The following is a 23925-nucleotide window of genomic DNA, read 5'->3' as shown; positions in this document are numbered from 1 at the left end:
TAATGATTATACCATAAATGCACTGAAAGGAAGCCTATGCCAGCCAATCTCGCCCTTCGTATGCGGCCAAAATCCATTGATGAGGTCATCGGTCAGGAGCACCTGGTCGGTCCTGGAAAGATTATCCGTCGCATGATTGATGCCAATATGCTGTCGTCCATGATTCTCTACGGTCCGCCAGGGATTGGCAAGACCTCGATTGCATCCGCAATTGCTGGTACGACCAAGTATGCCTTTCGGACTTTTAATGCTACGACCGACAACCAAAAACGCCTGCAGGAAATCGCTGAAGAGGCTAAGTTTTCTGGTGGTCTGGTCCTCCTGCTCGATGAAATCCACCGCCTCAACAAGACCAAGCAGGACTTCCTGCTTCCTCTTTTGGAAAATGGCAATATCATCATGATTGGGGCGACAACAGAAAATCCATTTTTCTCTATTTTACCCGCCATTCGTAGTCGGGTGCAGATTTTTGAATTGCAGCCATTGGAAACCAGCCACATCCGACAGGCCTTAGAACTGGCTCTGACTGACAGCGAACGTGGTTTTGACTTCCCAGTCACCATTGAGCCTGAGGCTCTGGACTTTCTGGCAAATGCGACCAACGGGGACCTTCGGGCTGCCTACAATTCACTGGAACTAGCTGTACTTTCGACCAAGGAAAGTGAGGGCAGTCGTCACATTGATCTGGACGCTGTGGAAAATAGCCTGCAAAAATCCTACATCAGTATGGACAAGAACGGCGATGCCCACTACGACATTCTCTCAGCCCTGCAAAAATCCATTCGGGGTAGCGATGTCAATGCCAGCCTCCACTACGCCGCTCGTTTGATTGAGGCGGAAGACCTGCCTAGTCTGGCTCGTCGCTTGACGGTCATTGCCTACGAAGACATTGGCTTGGCCAATCCAGAGGCTCAGATTCATACGGTGACTGCCCTTGAAGCTGCCCAGAAAATCGGTTTTCCAGAGGCACGCATTTTGATTGCCAATGTGGTCATTGATTTGGCCCTTTCTCCCAAGTCCAATTCTGCCTATCTGGCTATGGATGCAGCTCTGGCTGATTTACGGAAAAACGGTCATCTACCTATTCCAAATCACCTGCGGGACGGCCATTATGCTGGTAGTAAGGAGCTAGGAAATGCCATTGGTTACCAGTATCCCCATGCCTATCCTGAAAAATGGGTGGACCAGCAATACCTGCCCGATAAGTTACTGGCTGCGGACTACTTCACCGCCAACGACACCGGAAAATACGAGCGTGCCTTGGGCATGACCCAAGAAAAAATCAAGCAGCTAAAACAAAACAAGAAAAAAAGTTGATAACGTTTTCATTTTTTGCCGATTTTCTCTTGATTTTTTTTAAAAATGTGGTAATATTAAATCATAAATAAGAACTGCTGTGGTATACGAATTCATACCTATGTGTTGACCGACTATTTTTGTATTACTAGGGAGACAAAGATCTTTTGGCAGTATGCAGGCTGGTACACCCAGAAGCAACTAAGTCAGAAACACGTCACCCACCTGCTTCTAGCGTGCGGGATCAATACAATTCATGAATAACCGGTACCAATACAGCATTTTTATTTTGCCCTTCCTTAGCTCAGCTGGCAGAGCAGCGGACTCTTAATCCGTGGGTCGTAGGTTCGATCCCTACAGGGAGGATTGGTTGATATGAGGAAAGTCTTGATTTATCAAGGCTTTTTCTCGTTTTGTTTATCAATAAACTCTAACACAAAGAAAAAGAGGCTGGGCAAAAACTAGTCGCTCACATATAAAAAACGAGCAATTCCAATTAGGAGTTGCTCGTTTTCCATTTCATGCTTTATAATTATAATAACGACAAAACAACTAGAAAGGCATGAAAATGTATAAACAACAGAGCCCGCATTTATGCCAAACGCAAGGTGGATGTCGAACCTGTATTTGATAGGATGAAGGGTGTTTTTGGCGTGCGCAGAGTGCATGTCAGAGGTCAAAAGGTGGTTGAAACTGAGATAGAATTCCTCCTAATGTGCATGAATTTAACGAAATTGGCTACGAAATTAGCCCAAGATAATAGAGACAAAAATAAAAAACACAAATAGTTCGGCTAGATTTCATCAAAATTAGCTTGAATCTATCTGTGTTTTTTATTTACTGGCTAGTTTTTGCCCAACCTCTTCAATTTATTAGCTTCCATACCAGGCAATGCCTTCATAACGCCAGCCGCGTGTTGAAAGGATATCTATTTCTACTTCATTTGTGGTGTAGAGGTGTTTCTTAACCCCTTCGTGATAAAGACGATAAATTTCTTTATCCCCTTTGGAACGATAAGCTATACCTTCTTGGTTCCAGCCTCGACTGACTAAAACAGCAAATTCATTCACATCACGTGTGTATAGATGAACTTTTAATCCAGGATGATAGAGACGAAAAACAGGTTCTCCCTCCGTATTGTGTGATAACCATGCAACTCCCTCCTGCTCCCAACCTCGTGTAGCTAATACATTGTATTCATTGCTATCCTGAGTATAAAGATGGACTTTAAGATTTGGATTGTATAGGCGGTAAACCTCTGTACTTAGGGGATTCTCTGTTACTATAATATGAGTCTTAACATAATCAGGTACGACAGTGGGATAAATTCCAGCATTAACACGCACCATTCCATGCTTATCAAGTTCCGCTTCAAATTCTGGGCTTTCATTGTACTCAGATCGACCATGAACCCATAAGGTAACTTGACCAGGTCCGATAGCCTGCCAATTCCCTTTCTCATCTATGCTTATTACACCAAAATCGCTCAACTTATACTTAAAAGCATACTCAAAATCTTTAAATATACTATTTTGATTCGGACGAATTTGTCCTGAATCTCCAACAACTAAATTTCCCTTTGGAATTGTATTCCTATCAAAATATATTTCAGAAGGAAGATAGTCATAGGTCTGTTCATTGGCAAAAATAGATGTTGCATTCATCGGCGATAATCCTACTAAGTAAAAAATTCCTACTAGCAATAAAATAATTGTTCTTAATTTCATATTTATTTCTCCTGCCCTATTCAACATTCCATGCAACTCCTTCTTGCTTCCAACCATGTATGCTTAAGACATTGTACTCATTTTTATCTGAAGTATAGAGATGAACTTTTAGTCCTGAATTATACAAACGATAAACTGGACGCTTACCAGAAGAATGGAAGATAACACCCTCATATATCCAGCCACTTCTCACTAAAACATCTCTTTCTCTAACATCCTTAGTTAATAAATGTTTCTTAAGACCAGAATGGTATAAACGGTAAATCGGGACACCTGATGTATCTGTTCTCCAAGAAACACCCTCATATATCCAACCACGGCTACTTAAAATATCTACTTCGTTCTTATCTTTTGTATATAGATGGTATTTCAAACCATCATTATATAGGCGGTAGGTTGGTACAGAGGCTGATATACCATCACCAGTCTTTCTATTATGAAGTGCAACATCAATCAAGCACAGCGCATCCTGATCAATTTTTCTACCTGTATTAGCACCATACTTTTGTAAATATTCTTCTGTGTATTCACCTTCTATTTTAGGCTCAGCAACATTGATTGCGACAATTCGATTTTGTCTATCCAGTACTGGACCCCCACTATTTCCAGAGAGCGTATCATTTTGATAACCTATTATCTTTCCATCAATACTTTTAACTTTTCCTCCTGATTTGTGCATAACCACTCCTCTATCCTGAGGATAACCAATAACTGTGATATCATCGTTAATAGCTAAGATAGAGGTTACTGGGAGAAAACCTACAGAAGCAATCGAACTATCCAAAGTCACTACTGCAATATCTTCATTAGCTTTTGTACGTGTATAACCTAATGTAGCATCATCTAAATAACCAGTAAAAAAATGATAGGTAGAACCAGTAAACTTATTGTACGGATATTTATTACCATTTTATGCAGGAGCAACCATTATTTGGTCATACGTCTCATTTGTTCTAAAGTCTCGAACTACATGAGCTGCTGTCAATACCTTGTTTGGAGCAATCATAACACCACTTCCATTCCAAGTGGCCAAACCATTTACTACTTTATATACAGCTACAACTTTTCTATATGGATTTACTGTGGTATTTTCAATAGGAATCATATTATCTGAACCGAAAATCATAGTTGGAGCATTTGAACCGTCAACTTCATTAGTATCAGATACTCTCACAGAAGATTCCATTGAAGAAGGCGTTGTCTCCGAAAGAGATTCTACAGCATCGTTCTCAATCAATGACCTCCTTGAACTTGATTCTAGCCCCTGCTCACTTTCTTCTACTGTAACTTCCCAAACAACTGAAATCTCATTAACATATAGTTCAACTGGATTTATGACTAACTCTTCTTCAAATTCCTTCAAATGTTCACTAGATTCATTAGGAAAACTTGGATAAACCTTCGTTATTCCAGCTTTATGAGCTGTCCAATTACCTTGGCTATCAAACGAAAGAATAGAGGAATCCTCCACTTTCATATCAAAAGAATAGTTGAAATCTTTTAAGGGGGAATCTTGAGGACGACGAATTTGCCCACTTTCGCCAACCTTTAATGTTAGACGAAAAGTACCTTCTTCATACTCTGATCCTCCTTGACTTTCAAACTTAGATATACTCTCTGTAGCATAAACTGGCTGACTGATTGTTAAAGGTGAGAAATTTTCCGATTCTACTATGATTGTGCCAATTAACAATATTAAAAACGCAATACTTCTCATTATCTTATAATGCATAGGTACCTCCATGTATCATCCCTTTGTTTATTCAAATGTTTGGTCTGCCAACCTATTTATACTCTATCACTCCACCTCCTGAACCTTTTATAATGATATTATAACATGTAAAAATAAAAAAAGAAAGCGTTCTCTAATCTCGGTGTGCTTACAAAAGGAGGCTGAACAAATGCCTCCAATCGCCGAAGTAATAAAAGAGAAACTAAATGACAATCAAAACCACTAGTCAAACTGGTAGTTTGTTCTGCGGCTATAAGCCGCTTGTTCCGGCCAGGGCCAAAGGCCCACTAAAATCGCTTCCTCGCGCACCACTTTCCCGAGCAGAGGCTGGGCAAGACATCCATCAGGTTTTTTCCTGTTGGTTTCCCCTGTAAATGGGTCAACCGTTTCAAACAAAGTGAGCTGGTCCGCTACCCTATCTTCTTGTAATTGGTTCTGTATGTATTTTGCTATCACTTTTTGATTGCGTCCTACCATATCCACATAGTAGCCTCTACACCAAAACTTTCTATTCCCATAACTAACATGTGGATGTGATTAGGGCAAGCATTAGCTTCATGGATAGTGACGCCTTTTCGTTCACACAAATCTCGGATAATCTTTCCGATACTAGCCTTTTACTTGCCGTAAATAATTTGACGACGATATTTAGGCGCAAAAACTAGATGATATTTACAATTCCAGCGAGTATGTGATAAACTTTCATTATCCTCTCTCATGAGGTACCTCCTATTTGATGTGATGTAGTGGCGGGGAAACCACTTCTATCTTATCACTTTGGGAGGATTTTTTAATACCTCGCTAGAAGCTCTACTGAACCACTAGCATAGCTAGTGGTTTTCAGGGGACAATAAGCCCGTACATGAGAACTGTACGGGTCATTTTTTTAATTTATCCCATAAAATCACTCGATTTTCCTGCAATGACTGCTGGACATCAATGATGCGTTGATTAGAGGAGCCTCGGAATTGCAACATGAGGTTGCGTTTGCTTTTGTCATAGCGGCCGTCTACGAGAATGTCCAACTGGCTGAGCAGTTCTAATTTGTCTGACGTTTCCAGCATCAATTCTTCCCATGTGTAGCCTGTCCAGGACCAAATGTCCTTGTCTGGCAATTCCGTCCGAACCCGCTTGACGAGAGGGAGGACCGTTCCTGTATTAAGAAAGGGCTCACCACCCAGGAGGGTCAGGCCCTGTACATAGGGTTGGGCCAAGTCTGCTAAGATGCGGTCTTCCAGTTCCTTGGTGTAGGGAATGCCGGCCTTGAAGGACCAGGTGGCGACGTTGTAACAACCGGGACAGTGAAAGAGGCAGCCGCTGACATAGAGGGAGCAGCGAACGCCTTCACCGTCCACAAAGTTAAAGGCCTTGTAGTCCATAATCCGTCCCTGGCTGAGTTCTTCACTCTTCCACTCACCTGGCTTGGGATTGTTCCAAGTCTGTTCACCCATAGCTACCTCCTTTCTCATCCAATCCAGTAACGTTCTACTCCTTCGCGGGTGTCTTCTAGGCTACCGCCACAAGCCACAATCGTACGGCGACTGGCTTGATTGTCTGTCGAGCAGGTCACGAGGACCTTGGAAATATTTTTGGTTGCAGCTTCCTGCAAACCAAGTCGCAGTTGCACCTTGGCATAGCCCTTGCCACGCTGGCTCGGGCGAATGGAATAACCAATATGACCGCCTTTATTGAGCAGGAAATCGTTGAGCCGTAGGCGTAGACTGAGAAAACCAAGGGCTCGACCCGTCTGGTCAAACGACACATATTGAATGGAAGGGACAAAACCGTCTGGCAGATTGAGCCCTGCCTCATAGTCTTGGTTTCGCAAAATCCAGTCTTCAAAGTCCACATCTTTGGAGATAAAGCCTCCATCCATAGCAGAGCCTGCGGCTTCAAATTCGGCCAACATATCCAAAATCGTTTCCTTATCCGCCACAGTTGGTCTTCTTAGTTCCATACTAGCCTCCATATTGTCTCTTGAAAAATTCGCTAATGATGTCAATATCCAGTCCCAAGTCCTGTATAATTTCTGCTTTGTGAAAATCGTCATAGTTGTCTTTGCCGCTCCAGACAAAAGAGTTGGTCACGATCTGATAGACCTTGTCTGGCTCGACTGCTCTGCCATTGACCATAAAACCCTCACCGTCTGGGATAATCCCCCACATCTGAGGGTGGAGGCCGGTCTGCAAGCTAGCCACCAAATCACTGCCCTTGATAGCAACCAGGAGGACGCGTTTGGAAAAGGGCAGGACCTTGACCAAATCCGAGTAGTAAATCGGACCCGCCGACAAGGAAGCCCGAATGCCGAAGCCGTTGATGACCGCACCGTCCGCCTGCAAGCCCAACTGGCCTGCCCGCTCAAAAAGAGCCTGACAGATGACAGGAGCTAGACTGGACAGGCCTTGACGAATGCTATCCCGCTCTCCGTCTAGTGCCTGAGGTAAAGTCGCTATCGGTTGGGAAAAAGCCGCGTCCCGTTCCGACTTCATCTGGTCGATAATGGCCTTGACCGCCCTGTCTTCTTGGGTCAGTTTCTCCACCTCAATCAAGTCATAGACAAGGACTTCATGTCGCCCATCTGCAAAACACCGCAGGGACAGATGACCAACAAAGCGACCGTATTGACCAGCCTGGCAAATGCTGACGCTCCCTACTTGAGTTGGTTCTTTCAAGATTGTGTGAGTATGCCCACCCAAAATCACGTTGAGTTCAGGGAAATCCTTGGCCAAATTCACATCTTCATCATAGCCCAGGTGGCTAAGTAAGACCAGATGAGCCGATGGATTCTGACTCACAATCTGATCCACCAATCGCCGCAGAGCTTGTCTATGGTCTTCAAAAATCACATTCTCCGACGGTGACGCAACCTCTTGGGTTTCCAAGGTAGTCAAACCGAGGACATAGAGTTTTTTCCCATTCATATCAAATTCAAGGACATCCTCAAGCGGTACCAATTCATCAGCCGCCTCCTCGTCACGGTAGCAGAGATTGGAAGACACAATTGGAAACTGGGCAAAGTCATCCAAGCGACTAAGCAACTCATCTCCATGATCAAATTCATGATTGCCCAAGGTCATGGCCTGGCAACCGATTTGATTCATTAGCTCGATTTCTTTGACCCCTCGGTACATATTGAAAAAGATATTGCCCGAAAAAAGATCGCCGCTGTCAAAGACAAAGGTCGGAACCCTTTTTTGCTCATTACGAGCTCGAATATCCGCAATCAGCTGCGCCTTCTTTGGAAAATTCTCCACATAGGAATGCATATCATTGGTATGGAGAATGCTGATATCTGTAAAATCCATATTATTTTTTCTTATTCTTGGCTTGTTTGAGCAATTCCTGCACACGCGCCTTCTTGTCCTGTTTCACATTGGAATTCTTCTCATGATAACGTGCCACCAAGGCCTTGCCCTTGTCGTCTAATTGGTATTTTCCCATTGTTTTCTCCTTTTTATGTAGTCGTTCAGTTTACTTTTAGTACTCGCTTCAAAGGTTTGGGGAACCTTTGAAGGCTGGAAATAGGGCGAACCGCGTTCGCCTCAAAAGCTGTAGGCAACTTGTGCAGTCAAGCAGACCGTACAAGGCTGGAAATGAGACTTGCGAAAGCAAGTCACTTACGCAAAGTACGGCAAAGCGAGTTCAAATAATCGTGGATTATTTGAAGTTGGAGATAAGGAAACGAAGTTTCCCCATACGTCGACGTAATAAAAGATAAACTGGATGACGATGAAATAGCAGAGCTATTAATTGTTTCCCCCTATTATAACAAACTTCCGTAGTTCCTCAAAACTACGGAAGCCCTCGTGTCCATTCTTTATAAACTAGACCCATTCATGTGTTTGACACGGGAAATAATTTCCTTGTGGCGACCCTTAACCATGGGTCTGGCCTGCGGATTGCCTAAGTAACCACAGGTCCGCTTGACCACGTCAACTGTTTTGGGGTCGCTATTGCCACAGTTTGGACACTTGAAACCACGCTCTGTCGGCTCGAAGTCCCCCTCAAAATCACAGGCGTAGCAATGATCAATCGGAGTATTGGTCCCCAAATAACCCACACGGTCATAGGCATAGTCCCAAACAGCCTCCAAGGCCTTTGGATTTTGTTGCAAAACAGGGTATTCACAGTAGTGGATAAAGCCACCGCTGGCACCTGCCTCCACATAGACCTTTTCAAAGTCCAGTTTTTCAAAGGGAGTCGGATTTTTCCGTACATCATAGTGGAAAGAGTTAGTGTAATACTGCTTGTCGGTGATATTTTCAACCAGACCAAACTTCTCCGTATCCAACCGGCAGAAGCGGTCTGTCAGACTTTCAGATGGTGTCGAATATACTGAGAAATGATAACCATATTCATCCGACCAATCTTCAACCAAGGCTTTCATTTTCTTGATAATATCCACCGTAAAATCTTTTGCCTCTGGGTTGGTCTCCCACTGACCACCGTAGAAAACTGTTGCGACTTCATATAAACCAATGTAGCCCAAAGATACGGTTGCTCGACGATTTTTAAAGACTTCATCTACTGCGTCTGTCTTAGCCAAACATTTGCCGAATGCCCCATATTGATACAAAATCGGTGCATTGGCAGGTATCGCCTCTTTTACTCGTTCCACACGATAGACCAAGGCATCCTTGGCAATGGCCATCCGCTCTGCAAAGATTTCCCAGAATTTTTCCTGACTACCACCACTTTCGAGAGCAATCCGTGGCAAATTGACGGTCACGACACCCAAATTCATACGACCAGATGTCACATCCTGCCCATTTTCATCCTGCCAGCCCTGCAAGAAAGAACGGCAGCCCATTGGTACCTTGAAGGAACCTGTCAACTCAACAATCTTGTCATAAGACAGCATATCTGGATACATCCGCTTGGTTGCACATTCTACTGCCAGCTGCTTGATGTCATAGTTGGGCGAATCAGGCTCCAAGTTCAAGCCCCGCTTGACTGTAAAAATCAACTTAGGAAAGATAGCTGTCCGACCTTCGCGCCCCAGACCTTTGATACGAATATTGAGAATAGCCTTTTGAATTTCCCGTTCAAACCAGGAAGTTCCGAGGCCAAAACCAAGCGAAGTAAAAGGTGTTTGCCCATTGGAAGTAAAAAGGGTGTTAATCTCATACTCCAAAGACTGCATGGCATCGTAGATATCCTTTTGAGTCTTGGCACGCGCATAGTCTTCCTGCTTGTCTGGCAAAACCCAGTCTGTTGCTTCCTTCAAATGCTTCTGGTAATTGAGTTCCGCATAGGGAGCTAGCACCTCATCAATGCGGTCAGCTGAGCAACCACCATATTGACTCGAGGATACATTGGCAATAATCTGCGAAATCTGTGCCGTAGCCGTCTGAATCGACTTGGGACTTTCTACATCCGCATTTCCTATCTTGAAGCCCTGAGCCAACATCCCCTTGAAATCAATCAAGCAACAGTTGGTCATGGGAGTATAAGGACTGTAATCCAAGTCATGATAATGAATATCACCTTTTTGGTGAGCATTGGCCACATGGGCAGGCAAGAGCTTGAGCCCAATAGATTTTCCAACAATCCCCGCTGTCAAATCCCGCTGGGTATTGAAAACATCGGCATCCTTGTTGGCATTTTCATTGACCAAGGCCTGATCCTTGCTCAGCAACTTGTGAATTTCAAAGTTAATATCGGTCGCCTGGTGTCGACGAAAATCTCGCTGGGTCCGGTACTGAATATACCGCTCTGCCAACTCATACAAATGAGCCTTGAGCAACTCCTGCTCCACAATAGTCTGGATTTCATAAATTTGGATATCGCCTGTAAAACGGCGTCCAATCTCTTGCAAGCTTGCCTCTAAAACCAGCTGCAAACCAGCCTCTGACACTGGGTGTTCTAACTCCTGATTGGCCCGCGAAAGAGCAGAAAAAATCTTCTGTTCATCAAAAGACACCGTCCGACCATCTCGTTTCAAGACAACCAAATCCAAGGTTTCTAAGTCGTTTTCTCGCACATTCATCTGACTGGCCTCCATTTTTCACTGCTACTAGTGTAACATTTCACAAATTAAAAATCAATATCTTGTGCCAAAAAATATAAAATTTAAAATTTTACACAAAATATAGATATTGTTTCTGAAAAGCAAATGAAAACAAGAGCCTATTCTGACTCTTGTTTTCTAGTCCATAAGAAGTACAGGTTAATAGCACAGGCCACTAAAATCACAGCAGGCCAAAGCAAATTTAACAAAGGAAGTTTACCGACATTATAGGCAATATAGAGAGTATTCCACACTACCCCCAAACTATAGATAATCGTCAAAATAATTTTCATAAAACACTCCAACTAAATGATAGTGCTATTATACTACAAACGACCGTTGATGTCCTTAATCTGCCGCTCCATTTTCCGATAGTTTAGGAAAAAGAGAGAAGCGTAGACCAAGACAAAGATAAACCAGAAGAAGAGGAGAGAGGCAAAATTGAGCGGAAACCAACCAGCCAAAATGCCCAGCGGTGTGAAGCCTAAAGCTGTGATGCAAAAATGTGTCGCTGTCATTCGCAAAAGGCTCCAATCCTGTTCAAAAATCTTTTCTGCCAGTTGAAACAAGAGACCGATTGCTGCCCAAATCAGCACACAGATTAACATGACGGTTACCTGATTAAAATTGCTTAGGTAGTAAGCCCCCATGGTTGAAAAAGGATTGAGCGGAAGATAAGCTCCCTGTCCAAAGACAGCCGATGTGATGATAGAGATAATGGTTCCAATTGTAAGGCCTAAACTGGCTGATAAGATGTATTTTTTCATAGTCCTAACCTTTCTTTGATAACTTTTAAATAACGACGGGACGAGTAGGTGACAGAGCCATTTTTCATGACTAGTTTGACCAGACCATTGGCTGTCAACTTGAGGTGGTCCAGTTGCTTGATGTGAATGATTTCCGACTGGGAAATCTGCAAAAAGTTGGCAGGCAGTTCCTCCTTAACCTGATACAAGCGTAGGTTGGAAGTAAAGGAATCTCCCACCGTTTCCACTTGTAAAACCTTGTCTTCTAAGTAGAGTCTGACTATCTCATCATACTCCAAAAGATATACCTGCTCCCCTTTTTTGACTGTCAGCCTAGATGTCTGCTTGTCTAGGTTTTTAACATAGGCCACCAACTGTGTAATCTGCTCAGACATAGCTTGAGCCTCAATGGTCACAAAATCTTCCAAAATTTCTGGTGATATAGCTAATTTTACTTTCATCTGCTCTCCTTTCTCTTTCCCTCTGTCCTTATTAAACACCATTTCTTTACTGGTTTCAAGGGCTTTTGGCCATGTGGTCGATTTCCTGCCCTAAACGGCAAAAAAGTCAGAACGGTTGTCCTGACTTTCATTGTCTTATAGTCTCTTCTTCAATTCTGCCACCCTCATCATGACTTCCATTGGGGTCATATTGTAGATGTCTAGTTTTTCCAGTTCATCGAGGACTGGGTGAGAAGGCGTGTCTGCGAAGAGATTAAGTTGACCTGACTGCTCTTCCACAACTGTCGGAGCTGGGTTGGCTGGTGCAGTAGGGGCTTGGTTTTCAAGCGTCTGCAAAATCCGATCTGCCCGCTCCAATAGCTCCTCTGGCATTCCAGCAATCTTAGCCACGTGAATCCCGTAGGACTTGTCAGCTGGGCCTTGGGCAATCTTGTGGAGGAAGGTGACTTGGCCGTCCTTCTCCAAGGTCGATACATGGACATTCTCTAGGTGTTCCAAGGTCTGGCTAAGGTCTGTCAACTCGTGATAGTGGGTGGCAAAGAGAGTCTTGGCACCAATCTTGTCGTGGATGTACTCGATGATAGACTGGGCCAGAGCCATACCGTCATAGGTGGCCGTTCCCCGTCCAAGTTCATCAAAGAGGATGAGCGACCGATCTGTCGCCAGACGGACCGCCTTATTGGCCTCCATCATTTCGACCATGAAGGTCGATTGACCGCTGACTAAGTCGTCTGCCGCCCCAATACGGGTGAAAATAGCATCGAAAATCGGCAATACAGCCTGATCAGCAGGCACATAAGAACCCATCTGCGCCAGAATGACAATAACCGCCAACTGCCGCATATAGGTAGACTTACCACTCATGTTTGGACCAGTAATCAGTTGCATATGCGTATCGGTATTCAAGTGAATAGAGTTGGGAATGTAAGTCTGCTTGCCCATGACCTTCTCCACCACCGCATGACGACCACGGTCAATGGTCAATTCTCTTTGATCTGTAAAGCGTGGACAAACCAAATGTTGCTGCTCCGCCACAACTGCAAAGGCCTGCAAGACATCAATAGTTGCAATGGTCCGAGCTAACTTCTGCAAGCGACCGATGTACTTCTCAACCTCCTGACGAATCCGCATGAAAATCTCATACTCCAGGTTAGCCGACTTATCACGCGCCTCCAACATCTGCCCTTCGATTTTGGCCAGTTCTTCCGTACCATAGCGCTCCGAATTTTTCAAGGTCGCCTTGCGGAAGAAATGCTCTGGCACATTGCCCAGATTGGAATTGGTCACATGGAAATAGTAACCGTCCTTTTTGTTGTAATCAATCTTGAGATTATTGATACCAGATGCTTCACGCTCCTTGGCCTCAATCTCCGCAATCCAGCCCGCCCCCTCACGCATGACCAGACGGTACTGGTCCAGGGTTTCATCAAAGCCCGTGCGAATGATATTACCGTCTGTAATAGCCCCTTGGGCCTCTGGGTCAATAGCAGAGCTGATGAGAGCATGCAGTTCTGGAATTGGGTCCAATCCAGCTACCAAGCTAGCCAGAGCAGGCTGGTCCATTTGTTGCAGGATATTCTTAATCGCAGGGACATTTCCCAAAGTCTGTGAAAGTTGCAAGAGGTCCTTGGGCAAGGTCTTGCCAAAAGACACCCGACTGGCCAAGCGTTCGATGTCATAAACACCCTTCAAGGCCTCCACCAAGTCGCTCCGCTCAAAGAAATAATCCAGAAAAACCTGCACGACAGCCTGTCGGCTCTCAATCCGCTTGAGGTCAATCAAGGGTCTGTCAATCCAAGCCCGCAAGAGCCGCATGCCCATGGCTGTCTTGGTCTCGTCCAGCAACCAGTACAAGCTGCCATGTTTCTTGCCAGTTCGGCCATTTTCAAGCAGGTCCAGGCTAGATTTGGTGGCATAGTCCATTTGCAGATAGTCCTTAATTTCATAGTGGACCACCTTCTGCAAGTGGCTCAAGTCCCGCATCTGTGTCCGGTGCAGGTAGCTGAGGAGTTTGCCTGCCGCAGCCTTTTCCAAATCCGTCAGCGAGTTGTCAATCAGCTGAACATCCTCCGTCACCTCATCCTCAAAAGATAGCAACAAGTTCATCTGATTCGAGAAAACCTGCTCCTCTTCCTCCGACAGAGCATAGCCGATGACCAATTCACGTGCCCGTAAATTGCGGATTTCACCGCAAAGACTGGTAAAATCATCCAAACTAGTCACAAAAAACTGACCTGTTGACACATCCATGTAGGAAAGGGCAAATTGTACGCCCTGACGGTCAATGGTGACCAGGTAGTTGCTGTCGGCTCCCATTTTTGTGGAATCCATGACTGTTCCCGGCGTGATGACCTGCACCACTTCGCGCTTGACCACACCGACTGCTTGCTTAGGATCCTCCATCTGCTCGGCAATAGCCACCTTGTGCCCTAATTCAACAAGCGTATCAATGTACTGCTGGGCCGCATGATAGGGAACACCCGCCATGGGAATGGGATTTTCCGCATTTTTATTCCGACTGGTCAAGGACAATTCCAAAATCTGCGCAGCCTCTACTGCATCTTCATAAAATAATTCGTAAAAGTCACCCATGCGAAACAGCAAAAAAGCATCTGGATAGTTTGCCTTGATATCCAGATACTGCTGCATGCCTGGAGAAATTTTCTCTACTGCCATTCTTCCTCTCAATTCTATACCAAATAATGATTTATCTCAGCTTCAACCTGCTTAGCTGCTTCTTCATCTCGACAAATCACCAAAAGCGTATCAGCGCCAGCCAAGGTTCCTAGGATAGACGATGGCTTTTCAGCATCGATAATATTAGCCATCAAAGCTGCTTCTCCCAAGTCAGAATGAAGAACTAGAATAAAACTAGCCCTATCCACCTTGTAGGCATATTGAGCCAATAATTCAACAAAATTCGCTCCCTCTTCTTCAACCGCCAGAGAATAGAAAGAACGACCATTCTCATAAATTTTAATGACGCCCAACTCACGTAAATCACGTGACAAGGTTGTCTGAGTGACCACGATTCCCTGACTTTCCAAACCTTTCTGAATATCGGTTTGGCGTCCAATCTTTTCCTGACGAATCATGTTTTTTATCAATTCATGTCGCCCTGCTTTATTCATCATCTTACCTCAGAATGTATATTTATAAAAATATTATAACACTTTTCACCGCTATTAGCCTAGAAATGTGATAAAATAGAATCAATAACTTTGGAGGAAATCCTAATATGAACCAAAAACAAGTCATTGCAGAAAGACTGGCTGCCGTCCTTCCGAATTTGGAAGTGGAAACCATCTACAATCTGCTAGAAAAACCAAAATCATCAGAAATGGGCGACATCGCCTTCCCAGCCTTCTCCTTGGCAAAAGTAGAACGAAAAGCTCCTCAGGCTATCGCAGCGGATATCGTTGAAAAACTGGATACAACTGGCTTTGAGAAAGTCCTTGCAACAGGTCCTTATGTCAACTTCTTCTTGGACAAGGCTGCTATTTCCCACCAAGTCTTGACAGATGTCATTACGCAGAAAGACCAATACGGTCAACTCAACATCGGTCAGGGACGCAATGTTACCATCGATATGTCTAGCCCAAACATTGCCAAACCTTTCTCAGTTGGACATTTGCGTTCAACCGTTATCGGCGATGCCCTTGCCAATATCCACGAAAAACTTGGCTACAAACCTATCCGCATCAACCACTTGGGTGACTGGGGCAAACAGTTCGGTATGTTGATTGTTGCCTACAAACTTTGGGGTGATAAGGCTGCAGTCGAAGCAGACCCAATTTCAGAACTCCTCAAACTCTATGTGCGTATCAATGCTGAAGCGGAAGAAAAACCTGAGTTGGACGAAGAAGCACGTCAATGGTTCAAAAAATTGGAAGATGGCGACAAAGAAGCCTTGGAATTATGGCAATGGTTCCGTGATGAAAGCTTGGTCGAATTCAACCGCATCTACGACAAGCTGGATGTAACCTTTGACAGTTATAACGGTGAGGCCTTCTACAATGATAAGATGGACGAAGGTATCCAAATCTTAGAAGAAAAAGGACTTCTCCAAGAGTCAAAAGGTGCAAAAATCGTTGACCTTGAAAGCTATAACCTTCCACCAGCCCTCATCATGAAGACAGACGGTGCAACCCTGTACATCACGCGCGACATGGCGACAGCTATGTACCGCAAGCGCACCTACGACTTCGTGAAAAGCATCTACGTCGTCGGTCAGGAGCAAATCAACCACTTCAAACAGCTCAAGGCTGTCTTGAAAGAAATGGGCTTCGACTGGAGCGACGATATGACCCACATCACCTTCGGTTTGGTGACCAAGGACAAGAAAAAACTCTCCACTCGTAAAGGAAATATCATCCTGCTCGAGCCAACTCTTGACGAAGCCATTTCACGTGCCCTTACCCAAATTGAAGCCAAAAACCCTGACCTTGAAAACAAGGAAGAAGTGGCACACGCAGTTGGTGTCGGCGCTGTTAAGTTCTACGACCTCAAAACCGACCGTGACAACGGCTACGACTTTGACCTGGAAGCCATGGTTTCCTTTGAAGGTGAGACAGGTCCTTATGTGCAATACGCATACGCCCGCATCCAGTCTATCCTGCGCAAAGCAAACTTTATCCCAAGCGCAGAAAATGACTACAAACTGGCTGACGCAGAAAGCTGGGACATCATCAAGCACATCCAAAACTTCTCAAACGTTGTAGAACGTGCTGGTGACAAATTTGACCCATCCCTCATCGCTAAATACGCGATCAACCTAGCTCAAGCCTTCAACAAGTACTACGCCCACACACGTATCTTGGACGAAAGCCCAGAGCGTGACAGCCGTTTGGCTCTTGCCTACACAACTGGTGTCGTCCTTAAAGAAGCCCTACGTCTGCTCGGCGTAAAAGCACCTGAAAAAATGTAATAGCATTCTATCCTCAATCTTACAGGTTGAGGATTTTTCCTTGTTGATAACTAATATGCTCCAGGAAATAAATAAAAATTCTCAAAAATTATCAGACAAGTGCGAATAGATTTAGCGAGGGGGAGTAAGAACCTGTATTCACAGTTCAGCACGTTCACCTAAGGCTAGTTTTCCAGCTACTCATCGTTCGTTTTTTTCAAAATACAGTCAGTATTCCCTCAAAAAACTGCCTTGATTAGCAAAAAACGATCTCTTATCTAAAAGCACTTTACTTGTGAATACAGGTTCTAAGACCTCTACAAAATATTTTTTTCAAAGGAGTCTGAATGACACAACAAGCACTTTCAACAAACCAACCACGCTTTTCTATCCGCACCTATTCTCTAGGCGCTGCCTCCGTCCTACTAGCCTACGCTTGTTTGGCAACGGGACCAGTCGCTAGTGCCAACACAGGAACAGAAACAAGTACAAGCGCAGGCTTAGCTACCGTCCAGACCACAACAAGCAGTTCTACTGGACAAGAAGCAGAACGTCAAGTCAGTCAAACAGTCACCCAAACAGAAACAAACCAAGCTAAAACCAATCAAACAAGTACCAATCCTACTACTAGTCCTATCAGCCCTGAACAGACCGGGCAAATCTCTCCAGAAAAGATTGAAACAGGAACACCTTCCTCATCAAGCCAGCAAGCCCAAGGAGGCATTCCATCAACCAGTCAAACTAGTCCAGCAAGTTCCCAACAGGCTCCATCTGTTTCACAGGAAAGCCATAACCAAACTAGGCAGACAAATAACAACCAACAAGCTAGCACTCGAACAGCTTCAACCAGCTCTGCTATTTCCCAAAGAAGCACTACACAAACCCAAGCCAATACCAACAGAAATCGTATAAGCTCTCAAACCCGTACCGCCAGCACACGTTCTAGCTCCACAAGTGCCTTGGGAGATGACTACCCTTACACAGCTGTTGATGCTATTGATCCCTGGAGGCTCTACACCCGCCAATGTACTTCTTTTGTAGCCTTTCGCCTGAGCAAAGTCAATGGTTTTGAAATTCCGCCAGCTTATGGCAATGCGGATGCCTGGGGCTACCGAGCTCAACGTGAAGGCTATCGTGTCGATATGAATCCTGCAGTGGGAGCAGTGGCTTGGTGGACCTCTCCCATGCACGTTGCTTGGGTAAGCAGTATCCAAGGGGATATGGTTGAAATCGAAGAATACAACTACAGTCCTCGCTTCACTTACAGTCGACGACTGATTCATAAAAACTCCGTCAGCGGCTATATTCACTTCAAGGATTTGGCTGGCTCTCCTGTCAGTCAGACCAGCCCTGCAGCCACTCAGGCAACTGGCTTAGCAAATAGCGGCACCTATACCTTTACCCAGCAAGCACCAATCAAGGCCCAAGCCAAGCAATCTAGCTCAACTTTGGATTACTATTATGCTGGCGAGAGCGTACGCTACGATAGGGTTCTGACAGCTGATGGCTACCAATGGATTAGTTACCTCAGCTATAGTGGTCAACGACGCTACATTCCTATCAAGCAGGTACAAGCAAGCCCTACACCTCAGCAGCCTATTGGAACAACTCCTACCAAACCTCAGGGAACTATCCAGATTACAAATATCAATCAAGCAGAAGGTAGTTTTGAGGTACTTATAACTGGGGCAAGATCTCCTAAAGAAATTACAGCCGTATCTGTGCCGGTTTGGTCCGATCGAGGAGGTCAAGATGATCTCATTTGGTATCCTGCTCAACGACAAAGTGATGGCAGCTACAAGGTGAAGGTCCTAGCTAGCAAGCATAAAAATGATAGCGGAAAATACCATATCCACGTCTATTTCACAGATGCTGCAAATCAGATTGACTTTATAGGAAGTACAACAACTCAACTTTCTACTACATCCATACCTACCAGCTACCTACCTTCTTCTGGAACTTATATTTTTAAATCCAGACTAGCCATCCGTAATAGTCCGAGCCTTGCTTCACCTATCTTATTCCACTATGACATCGGACAAAGTGTCCGCTATGATCGAATCATCACAGCCGAAGGCCGTCAATGGATTAGCTATGTCAGCTATTCCGGAGCCCGTCGCTATATTGCCATTCCATAAAAACAAAGAAACTGCAGGGTCACTATGAACCATGCAGTTTTTTTAATGACTAAATATCGGTAGCGTTGATGGCTGTACTTGGCTGTTCCTTTGGCTTACGTAAATGGAAGAACACCGTCACACCAAAATAAATAGCAAATAAGACAATATTGATAATGTAGCCCCCTAACATAGTTGCTGCTGTCACATCACGAAAGGCTGCATCTGAGTAGAGTTGCGCAATCCCTTTACTTGCGAGGTAGTTATAGGTATTCAGCAACAAGGTTGAGAAGAGATAGCCAATGTAGAGATAGGAAGCCAGCTCATTTTTCTTCATGAATAGGAAAACAATGACCGCAATCAGTAGCCCAAACAAGACCACCGCTACTATCTTTTGAATCATACCATTCTGAAGATTGGCTGTTTCGCGCGAAACAAGAATTAACTCTTCCACATCAATCCCAACAGCCCCCTGCATAGACGAACGAAGTTGCTCCTCGTTAAAGGTCGAAACAAAGGAACTGAATAGCCTCAAGATACTGGCAATACTGGATAGTATCACAAAAACATACAGATGAATTGGTCTTTTCATATAAGCACCTCCTAATTTTAGTCTTATTCTACTCCAAAAACCATGCTTTGTCAATGTGATTTTGTGAACAAGTTGAAAAATATATATTAAAATGCTATAATAAAGAAAAATGGCAAGGAGGAACAGTGATGAAACATTTCAAAAAATACTACTGGCTATACTTTTATCTCTACCTACTCTTTTATCTATTTGCAAAATTACTCTCCCCTGACCTCACTAATATTTTGGGTGCTATCGGTTTTTGGAGCCTTGTTGCTGCCCTGCTCTATACCATCTACTACTGGATTAGCTACTGGCTCTATGTCCGTAGGCAGAAGAAATAAGAACAATCTCCTCTAAGTCTAACCTAGAGGAGATACTTTTATTTGTTGGCGATATTTTGGAAAAAATCAAATTGGCGGTAGGTCAGATTTTCCGGTAAGGTCAAATCCACATCGTCCTCCACATCCGCTACGGTTAATTCCACATCCAAGGGCAGATCCTTCAACCTGTAGTGTCTGACTACCCGCCCCTCTGCACTAACAAAGTCCAGCAAATACCCATTTACCCGAACTTGATACAACATCAAGTTATCCGTCAAATTTTCAATGACCAGCATATCCATCTTTCTACGTCCGATCATATATTCTGGCACTCTATAGTAATGAAACTTTTTATCCATGTCCAATCTCCTTCATATCAATGACCACATCTGCCTTTTCCCAAATAGCAGGATTGTGGGTCGCAATGACAATCACACGCTTGTCATTTTTTAATTCTGTCCAACAAATCCCAAGTCCAAATTCTCTCTGATGGACTGATTTTCCAACAAGCCAAAATGTTGAAACAGATAGCCCATCTCCTGCCGAAAGAAAACCTGAGAAGATAAGGTGGACAAATCCTGTCCCTGATACATAATCCGCCCCCCATCAGCAGCTTCCAGCTTAGCCAGCATATTCAACAAGGTCGTCTTGCCACTGCCACTTTTACCAATCAAGGCATATATTTTCCCTTTTTCAAGCTTCATATTCAAATCAGAAAAAATCACCCGTTGTTGAAAACTCTTTTTCAATCCCTGAATCTCAATCATCTTATTGTCCTTTCAATACTGCGACATTGGCAGTCTGTTCTTTTTTATCTTGCAGTTTCAATATCACCATGGCATTGACAGCAAGCAAGCCCACTGCCAAAGTACTCATAACAAGATTACTCGTCAACCAAACTGATGCAAGTAAACCCACTACAAATACCCCCAGTTGTCCCAAGAGATAGTGTCCATGAAGCTCACGGAAGGTCATTCCTGCCAAGCGCTTGATAAAAATTTCTCGTCTGAATTGCTCAAAATAGAGCAAGTTCATGGCATCAAAGAGCAAAATAGCCGTTGCTAAAGTCAAGACAGTGCCAATGAGTAGCGAATAAAACTCTGTCCGCTTGGTGTTCAAGACACCCATAAAGGTCAAACGATGATTGACCAAATATGACACCCAGTTATACACCCCCTGCTCCTTCATAGCTTCAATCGTAGCCTGATAGTCCTTAAACTTCATCCCCACATCAACACTGGTTCCCCAGAACATATCGGAAATCGGAGTTGTACCAGTGGACTTCGGAGTTAAGACAACAATAATCGGATCTGTCAGATACTGAAGCTGGCTACGCTCACCGTCATTATAGAGGAAGCGCTGGTGACCGCTATCTGTATAGGTCAGACTGAGCTTGGTATCAAATAACTGCTGGCTACCTGCTTCCAAGCTTTCACGAGAAAATCCTTCTAATTCTGCCTGAAACATCTCCTCTACTTGCTTCGCTTGATGTCGTAAGCTCTCTGGCAAAATCAAGCCATACTCCCCTAAGCTCAAGTGATTCATCTTCTCCAAGAATGCGGTATCCACTGCCACCTTCTGCTCGGTCAGATATGCTGGCGTTACATAGAGGACATTGCCACGAGGACTATAATCCGTCAGGCGATTGCCCTCTGGATCCACATCACTACCAAAGAGATACTGGTCTACATTGCTTTTCACAAATAGAGCCGACCCAGCTTCTAGCTGTCCCTTGGCAAACTCCCGCCACTTTTTATTCTGCTGGGCGACTTCCTCTTCAGACATCATAGCAGAGCTGTAACTAAAAACAGATTTGTAATAGTCATCTCTCAATGCCCATTCTTCCTGAGCCTGTTCCAGCAAGCGGATTTCCTGATAGCCCTGCAATAGACGGCCAGTGCTAAAACCTACTACCAAAATAGCCAGCAGTTGCCCAACCATCATCATAGCCAACATCCGTTTGAGAGGAAGTTTTCCCTTGAGCAAATCAACCAAGCTATTGTGCCTCAACCCTAGTAAATACACCAGGCTAAGTAGGACAGAAATACTAGCAAGAGCCAGTGCATAGAGGAAAAGTCCCAGGAAGAAGACCTGCAAGATAGATGGTAAAAATCCAGCTTGAAGATAGAGAATAAGAAGTCCGATTATAGCCCCCACCAATGTAGCTACCGTAATCTGACGGACATCCTCCCATAAAGGTCGAGCCACCACCTGTAAAAAATCTTGACCAGAAATCAGACGAATCCCTGCAAATCGTAAAGTCTTAATCCGATAGATTAAGGTGAGAGCCATGAAGGTCAAGAGAAAGACAAAGAAGCTCAGTATGGCCACTTCTGAAACGACTGTGGACAGGAAGATGCTAAAAAGAGAATAACCATGATGGACCATGCCACTGTAACCCAGTGATTCCAAACTTTCTTTCAAGACTTGGTTGTCCAAATCACCTGAAACAATCAGATAAGAACTGACCAAGTCGCTGGTTTCAGCACTTTCCTTGGAGGAAACGGTCAAACCTTCTGGAACCTGTCCGCTACCATAGATAGCGTAGGTAAAACTGGTTTCCCCAGAAGCATTAGGCTCGACAATCCGTCTAGCAATCACACTCTTATGCTCATCTGCCAAGTCGGTCAAGACCTCTGTCACCTGGTCACGATTGGCTGTCTGTCTATTGGTATCTTTCCCGATGACATCCACTGCCTTGTAAGAGCCAAACTCTACAAGACTAACCTGACCAGCCAAAGAAATACCCAGGTAAATCGCTACCAATACGGTCGATACTAGAATAAATAAACGTTTCATCGTCTCCTCCAAAGAATTGCTTGGAAACTACAGAAAGTAGTCCCAAGCAAAATGTACTATGTTAATAGTTGTAATAGAAAGCTGCTTGCTCTCCACGTTTTGTACTAATCCATGCACGAGAGGTCTGTCCTGCCTGTGCATACCCTTTACTTGAGGCACCAGTCCATCTACTTACAACTGTTGAACTATGGTAGCGACTGCTGTGATAATAGTTTGAATAGGCGCCACCATTTGCTGCTCCGTACGTCCAAACTCCTCCACCAGGATACTGTACAGCCGCTGAAGCTACTGCTGTTCCGCCAATTGTTGCTGCAAGTCCTGCAATGAGTGCAAATTTTTTAAGTGTCTTTTTCATTTTAATTTTCTCCTTTTGTTTTTTTCTGTTTTATTGTTTATTTTTTAGGTCTAACTTCCTATCACGGAATATACACCTTTTCAAAAATACATCTCATTTTCTATCCTCTCTTTATCCACCAACCTGAAATATCCAAAATTTTGAAATAGCCAAACATACTTTCTTAACTCCTTTAATTTTATTTACATTATGAGTATATCTACTTTCTACAAAATCACCAATGACAGCAATGTCATCAAAAAATACTCTTCAAACCCTAAAAAGTAATAAAGAGATAGAAAAAGACCTAAAAGACGAACAATCTCATCTTTTAGGTCTTTCAGCGATGACATTCATGTCACCGATAAATTAGAGTTACAAATATTTTTTCAAATCTTCTTGCCACTCCTCTGCTAATTTCTGTGCCAGATAGTCATTTCCAATGACCTGAGCAAACAATTTGGCTGACTGGTAAACTTTTTCAGCTTTTTCATAATTCCCCTCCAATTTCAAAGCCGTTTTCCATTCCAGCATAAACAAGAGAGGTTTCTTTTGATAATCTTGCGTCTCTTCCATTATTCCACGAAGACAATCAATATAGATAGGGGCATCGTCATAATATTCTACCAGTTCAAAGCAGGCAAGACCTGAGATAATCGCATCTCTTAAATAAAAAGTATCTTCTAATCGAACAAATGCCTGACTGCTGGCTAGTTTTTTCATTAAAAACGAGATGGTTTCAAAGTTGTTTTGAACTCTACTGGCTGTATTCTCTCCTATTGTTTGCTGGACAAAAACATACTAAGATTAGTAGTGAAGAAATCTCCGACGGGAGAGAGTAGTCACTACTTTTTTCATTCTCAAGATGATAAAGTAGAGGTGTCTTGTTAAGTCGAGGGTTCT

General features: G+C 43.9%; 22 protein-coding genes, 1 tRNA gene, 1 other RNA gene and 4 pseudogenes. 7 read left to right on the top strand and 21 right to left on the bottom strand.

Features of this window, described 5'->3' with window-relative positions; translation table 11 throughout:
• Positions 1-36: 36 nt before the first annotated feature.
• The 4 genes and pseudogenes from C1G57_RS06400 to C1G57_RS11660 form a co-directional block, all read left to right on the top strand.
• Positions 37-1317, top strand: a complete 1281-nt coding sequence (locus C1G57_RS06400; RefSeq protein ID WP_105114214.1) for a replication-associated recombination protein A — start codon at positions 37-39, stop codon at positions 1315-1317.
• A 71-nt stretch (positions 1318-1388) separates the two neighbouring features.
• Positions 1389-1582, top strand: a non-coding RNA gene (gene ssrS / locus C1G57_RS06395) — 6S RNA.
• Between the two features lie 7 nt (positions 1583-1589).
• Positions 1590-1662, top strand: a tRNA-Lys gene (locus C1G57_RS06390).
• Between the two features lie 218 nt (positions 1663-1880).
• Positions 1881-2049 (top strand): annotated as a pseudogene (locus tag C1G57_RS11660) (transposase); the annotation flags it as partial.
• A gap of 119 nt (positions 2050-2168) precedes the next feature.
• Here the strand turns inward: C1G57_RS11660 and C1G57_RS06380 are convergent.
• The 15 genes and pseudogenes from C1G57_RS06380 to argR form a co-directional block, all read right to left on the bottom strand.
• Positions 2169-3023 (bottom strand): hypothetical protein, encoded by an 855-nt coding sequence (locus C1G57_RS06380; RefSeq protein WP_238595268.1) that lies wholly within the window; start codon positions 3021-3023, stop codon positions 2169-2171.
• A 16-nt stretch (positions 3024-3039) separates the two neighbouring features.
• On the bottom strand, positions 3040-3582 hold the full coding sequence (locus tag C1G57_RS11655) for a hypothetical protein (protein WP_419579853.1): 543 nt from the start codon (positions 3580-3582) through the stop codon (positions 3040-3042).
• Positions 3583-3591: 9 nt separating this feature from the next.
• Positions 3592-3831: pseudogene (locus tag C1G57_RS11650) on the bottom strand (trypsin-like serine peptidase); the annotation flags it as partial.
• Positions 3832-3933: 102 nt separating this feature from the next.
• A complete protein-coding gene (locus C1G57_RS06370) occupies positions 3934-4755 on the bottom strand; it encodes a hypothetical protein (protein ID WP_105114212.1) in 822 nt (273 codons plus the stop codon).
• Positions 4756-4977: 222 nt separating this feature from the next.
• Positions 4978-5474, bottom strand: a pseudogene (gene tnpA / locus C1G57_RS06365) (IS200/IS605 family transposase).
• 159 nt (positions 5475-5633) lie between these two features.
• Positions 5634-6206 (bottom strand): anaerobic ribonucleoside-triphosphate reductase activating protein, encoded by a 573-nt coding sequence (gene nrdG / locus C1G57_RS06360; RefSeq protein ID WP_105114211.1) that lies wholly within the window; start codon positions 6204-6206, stop codon positions 5634-5636.
• Between the two features lie 14 nt (positions 6207-6220).
• On the bottom strand, positions 6221-6712 hold the full coding sequence (locus C1G57_RS06355) for a GNAT family N-acetyltransferase (RefSeq protein WP_105114210.1): 492 nt from the start codon (positions 6710-6712) through the stop codon (positions 6221-6223).
• Between the two features lies 1 nt (position 6713).
• A complete protein-coding gene (locus C1G57_RS06350) occupies positions 6714-8060 on the bottom strand; it encodes a bifunctional metallophosphatase/5'-nucleotidase (protein WP_105114209.1) in 1347 nt (448 codons plus the stop codon).
• Position 8061: 1 nt separating this feature from the next.
• A complete protein-coding gene (locus C1G57_RS11490; RefSeq protein ID WP_014638808.1) occupies positions 8062-8196 on the bottom strand; it encodes a hypothetical protein in 135 nt (44 codons plus the stop codon).
• A 376-nt stretch (positions 8197-8572) separates the two neighbouring features.
• Positions 8573-10744, bottom strand: a complete 2172-nt coding sequence (nrdD, locus tag C1G57_RS06340) for an anaerobic ribonucleoside-triphosphate reductase (RefSeq protein WP_105114208.1) — start codon at positions 10742-10744, stop codon at positions 8573-8575.
• Positions 10745-10884: 140 nt separating this feature from the next.
• Positions 10885-11058, bottom strand: coding sequence for a hypothetical protein (locus C1G57_RS11245; RefSeq protein ID WP_193434481.1), 174 nt, complete (start codon positions 11056-11058; stop codon positions 10885-10887).
• Positions 11059-11091: 33 nt separating this feature from the next.
• Positions 11092-11532, bottom strand: a complete 441-nt coding sequence (locus C1G57_RS06330; protein WP_105114206.1) for a DUF3021 domain-containing protein — start codon at positions 11530-11532, stop codon at positions 11092-11094.
• Entirely contained in the window at positions 11529-11972 is a 444-nt protein-coding gene (locus tag C1G57_RS06325; RefSeq protein WP_105114205.1) for a LytTR family DNA-binding domain-containing protein, read from the bottom strand. The genes C1G57_RS06330 and C1G57_RS06325 overlap by 4 nt, the downstream gene beginning before the upstream one ends.
• Positions 11973-12107: 135 nt before the next feature.
• Positions 12108-14648, bottom strand: a complete 2541-nt coding sequence (gene mutS, locus C1G57_RS06320) for a DNA mismatch repair protein MutS (protein WP_105114204.1) — start codon at positions 14646-14648, stop codon at positions 12108-12110.
• Positions 14649-14662: 14 nt separating this feature from the next.
• Complete coding sequence (argR, locus tag C1G57_RS06315; protein WP_105114203.1) at positions 14663-15103, bottom strand: arginine repressor; 441 nt, start codon at positions 15101-15103, stop codon at positions 14663-14665.
• A 107-nt stretch (positions 15104-15210) separates the two neighbouring features.
• On the opposite strand from argR, the gene argS reads away from it, so the two are divergent.
• Both argS and C1G57_RS11370 read left to right on the top strand, forming a co-directional pair.
• The gene (gene argS, locus C1G57_RS06310) at positions 15211-16899 is read left to right on the top strand and encodes an arginine--tRNA ligase (protein WP_105114202.1); all 1689 of its coding nucleotides are present in this window, start codon (positions 15211-15213) and stop codon (positions 16897-16899) included.
• 326 nt (positions 16900-17225) lie between these two features.
• A complete protein-coding gene (locus C1G57_RS11370; RefSeq protein WP_238595270.1) occupies positions 17226-19016 on the top strand; it encodes an SH3 domain-containing protein in 1791 nt (596 codons plus the stop codon).
• 49 nt (positions 19017-19065) lie between these two features.
• Here the strand turns inward: C1G57_RS11370 and C1G57_RS06290 are convergent, their stop codons facing one another.
• A complete protein-coding gene (locus C1G57_RS06290; RefSeq protein ID WP_105114201.1) occupies positions 19066-19587 on the bottom strand; it encodes an MFS transporter in 522 nt (173 codons plus the stop codon).
• 128 nt (positions 19588-19715) lie between these two features.
• Here C1G57_RS06290 and C1G57_RS06285 point away from each other — a divergent pair, with 128 nt between their 5' ends.
• Positions 19716-19910, top strand: coding sequence for a hypothetical protein (locus tag C1G57_RS06285; protein ID WP_105114200.1), 195 nt, complete (start codon positions 19716-19718; stop codon positions 19908-19910).
• Between the two features lie 38 nt (positions 19911-19948).
• Here C1G57_RS06285 and C1G57_RS06280 read toward each other — a convergent pair whose 3' ends face one another.
• The 5 genes and pseudogenes from C1G57_RS06280 to C1G57_RS06260 all read right to left on the bottom strand — a co-directional run bounded on the left by C1G57_RS06280 (position 19949) and on the right by C1G57_RS06260 (position 23802).
• A complete protein-coding gene (locus C1G57_RS06280; protein ID WP_105114199.1) occupies positions 19949-20248 on the bottom strand; it encodes a hypothetical protein in 300 nt (99 codons plus the stop codon).
• Positions 20241-20656, bottom strand: a pseudogene (locus C1G57_RS06275) (ATP-binding cassette domain-containing protein). The gene C1G57_RS06280 and the pseudogene C1G57_RS06275 overlap by 8 nt, the downstream one beginning before the upstream one ends.
• Position 20657: 1 nt before the next feature.
• Positions 20658-22688 (bottom strand): bacteriocin-associated integral membrane family protein, encoded by a 2031-nt coding sequence (locus C1G57_RS06270; protein ID WP_105114198.1) that lies wholly within the window; start codon positions 22686-22688, stop codon positions 20658-20660.
• Positions 22689-22749: 61 nt separating this feature from the next.
• Positions 22750-23043: a lactococcin 972 family bacteriocin gene (locus C1G57_RS06265; protein WP_105114197.1), complete on the bottom strand. Its 294-nt coding sequence runs from the start codon at positions 23041-23043 to the stop codon at positions 22750-22752.
• 354 nt (positions 23044-23397) lie between these two features.
• Positions 23398-23802 (bottom strand): hypothetical protein, encoded by a 405-nt coding sequence (locus C1G57_RS06260; RefSeq protein WP_330847048.1) that lies wholly within the window; start codon positions 23800-23802, stop codon positions 23398-23400.
• Positions 23803-23925 lie beyond the last annotated feature (123 nt).

This window comes from Streptococcus suis (assembly GCF_002960425.1).
In the GTDB taxonomy this organism is placed as follows: domain Bacteria; phylum Bacillota; class Bacilli; order Lactobacillales; family Streptococcaceae; genus Streptococcus; species Streptococcus suis_S.
Note: the sequence above shows the minus strand (reverse complement) of the source record. Positions and strands in the feature narration are given on the sequence as shown.

Bases quoted from the DNA above. Each gene is read 5' to 3' on its own strand.
- C1G57_RS06400 (WP_105114214.1), top strand. From the start codon at position 37: ATGCCAGCCAATCTCGCCCTTCGTATGCGGCCAAAATCCATTGATGAG.
- C1G57_RS06380 (WP_238595268.1), bottom strand. From the start codon at position 3,023: ATGAAATTAAGAACAATTATTTTATTGCTAGTAGGAATTTTTTACTTA.
- C1G57_RS06370 (WP_105114212.1), bottom strand. From the start codon at position 4,755: ATGCATTATAAGATAATGAGAAGTATTGCGTTTTTAATATTGTTAATT.
- nrdG (WP_105114211.1), bottom strand. From the start codon at position 6,206: ATGGGTGAACAGACTTGGAACAATCCCAAGCCAGGTGAGTGGAAGAGT.
- C1G57_RS06355 (WP_105114210.1), bottom strand. From the start codon at position 6,712: ATGGAACTAAGAAGACCAACTGTGGCGGATAAGGAAACGATTTTGGAT.
- C1G57_RS06350 (WP_105114209.1), bottom strand. From the start codon at position 8,060: ATGGATTTTACAGATATCAGCATTCTCCATACCAATGATATGCATTCC.
- C1G57_RS11490 (WP_014638808.1), bottom strand. From the start codon at position 8,196: ATGGGAAAATACCAATTAGACGACAAGGGCAAGGCCTTGGTGGCACGT.
- nrdD (WP_105114208.1), bottom strand. From the start codon at position 10,744: ATGAATGTGCGAGAAAACGACTTAGAAACCTTGGATTTGGTTGTCTTG.
- C1G57_RS11245 (WP_193434481.1), bottom strand. From the start codon at position 11,058: ATGAAAATTATTTTGACGATTATCTATAGTTTGGGGGTAGTGTGGAAT.
- C1G57_RS06330 (WP_105114206.1), bottom strand. From the start codon at position 11,532: ATGAAAAAATACATCTTATCAGCCAGTTTAGGCCTTACAATTGGAACC.
- C1G57_RS06325 (WP_105114205.1), bottom strand. From the start codon at position 11,972: ATGAAAGTAAAATTAGCTATATCACCAGAAATTTTGGAAGATTTTGTG.
- mutS (WP_105114204.1), bottom strand. From the start codon at position 14,648: ATGGCAGTAGAGAAAATTTCTCCAGGCATGCAGCAGTATCTGGATATC.
- argR (WP_105114203.1), bottom strand. From the start codon at position 15,103: ATGAATAAAGCAGGGCGACATGAATTGATAAAAAACATGATTCGTCAG.
- argS (WP_105114202.1), top strand. From the start codon at position 15,211: ATGAACCAAAAACAAGTCATTGCAGAAAGACTGGCTGCCGTCCTTCCG.
- C1G57_RS11370 (WP_238595270.1), top strand. From the start codon at position 17,226: ATGACACAACAAGCACTTTCAACAAACCAACCACGCTTTTCTATCCGC.
- C1G57_RS06290 (WP_105114201.1), bottom strand. From the start codon at position 19,587: ATGAAAAGACCAATTCATCTGTATGTTTTTGTGATACTATCCAGTATT.
- C1G57_RS06285 (WP_105114200.1), top strand. From the start codon at position 19,716: ATGAAACATTTCAAAAAATACTACTGGCTATACTTTTATCTCTACCTA.
- C1G57_RS06280 (WP_105114199.1), bottom strand. From the start codon at position 20,248: ATGGATAAAAAGTTTCATTACTATAGAGTGCCAGAATATATGATCGGA.
- C1G57_RS06270 (WP_105114198.1), bottom strand. From the start codon at position 22,688: ATGAAACGTTTATTTATTCTAGTATCGACCGTATTGGTAGCGATTTAC.
- C1G57_RS06265 (WP_105114197.1), bottom strand. From the start codon at position 23,043: ATGAAAAAGACACTTAAAAAATTTGCACTCATTGCAGGACTTGCAGCA.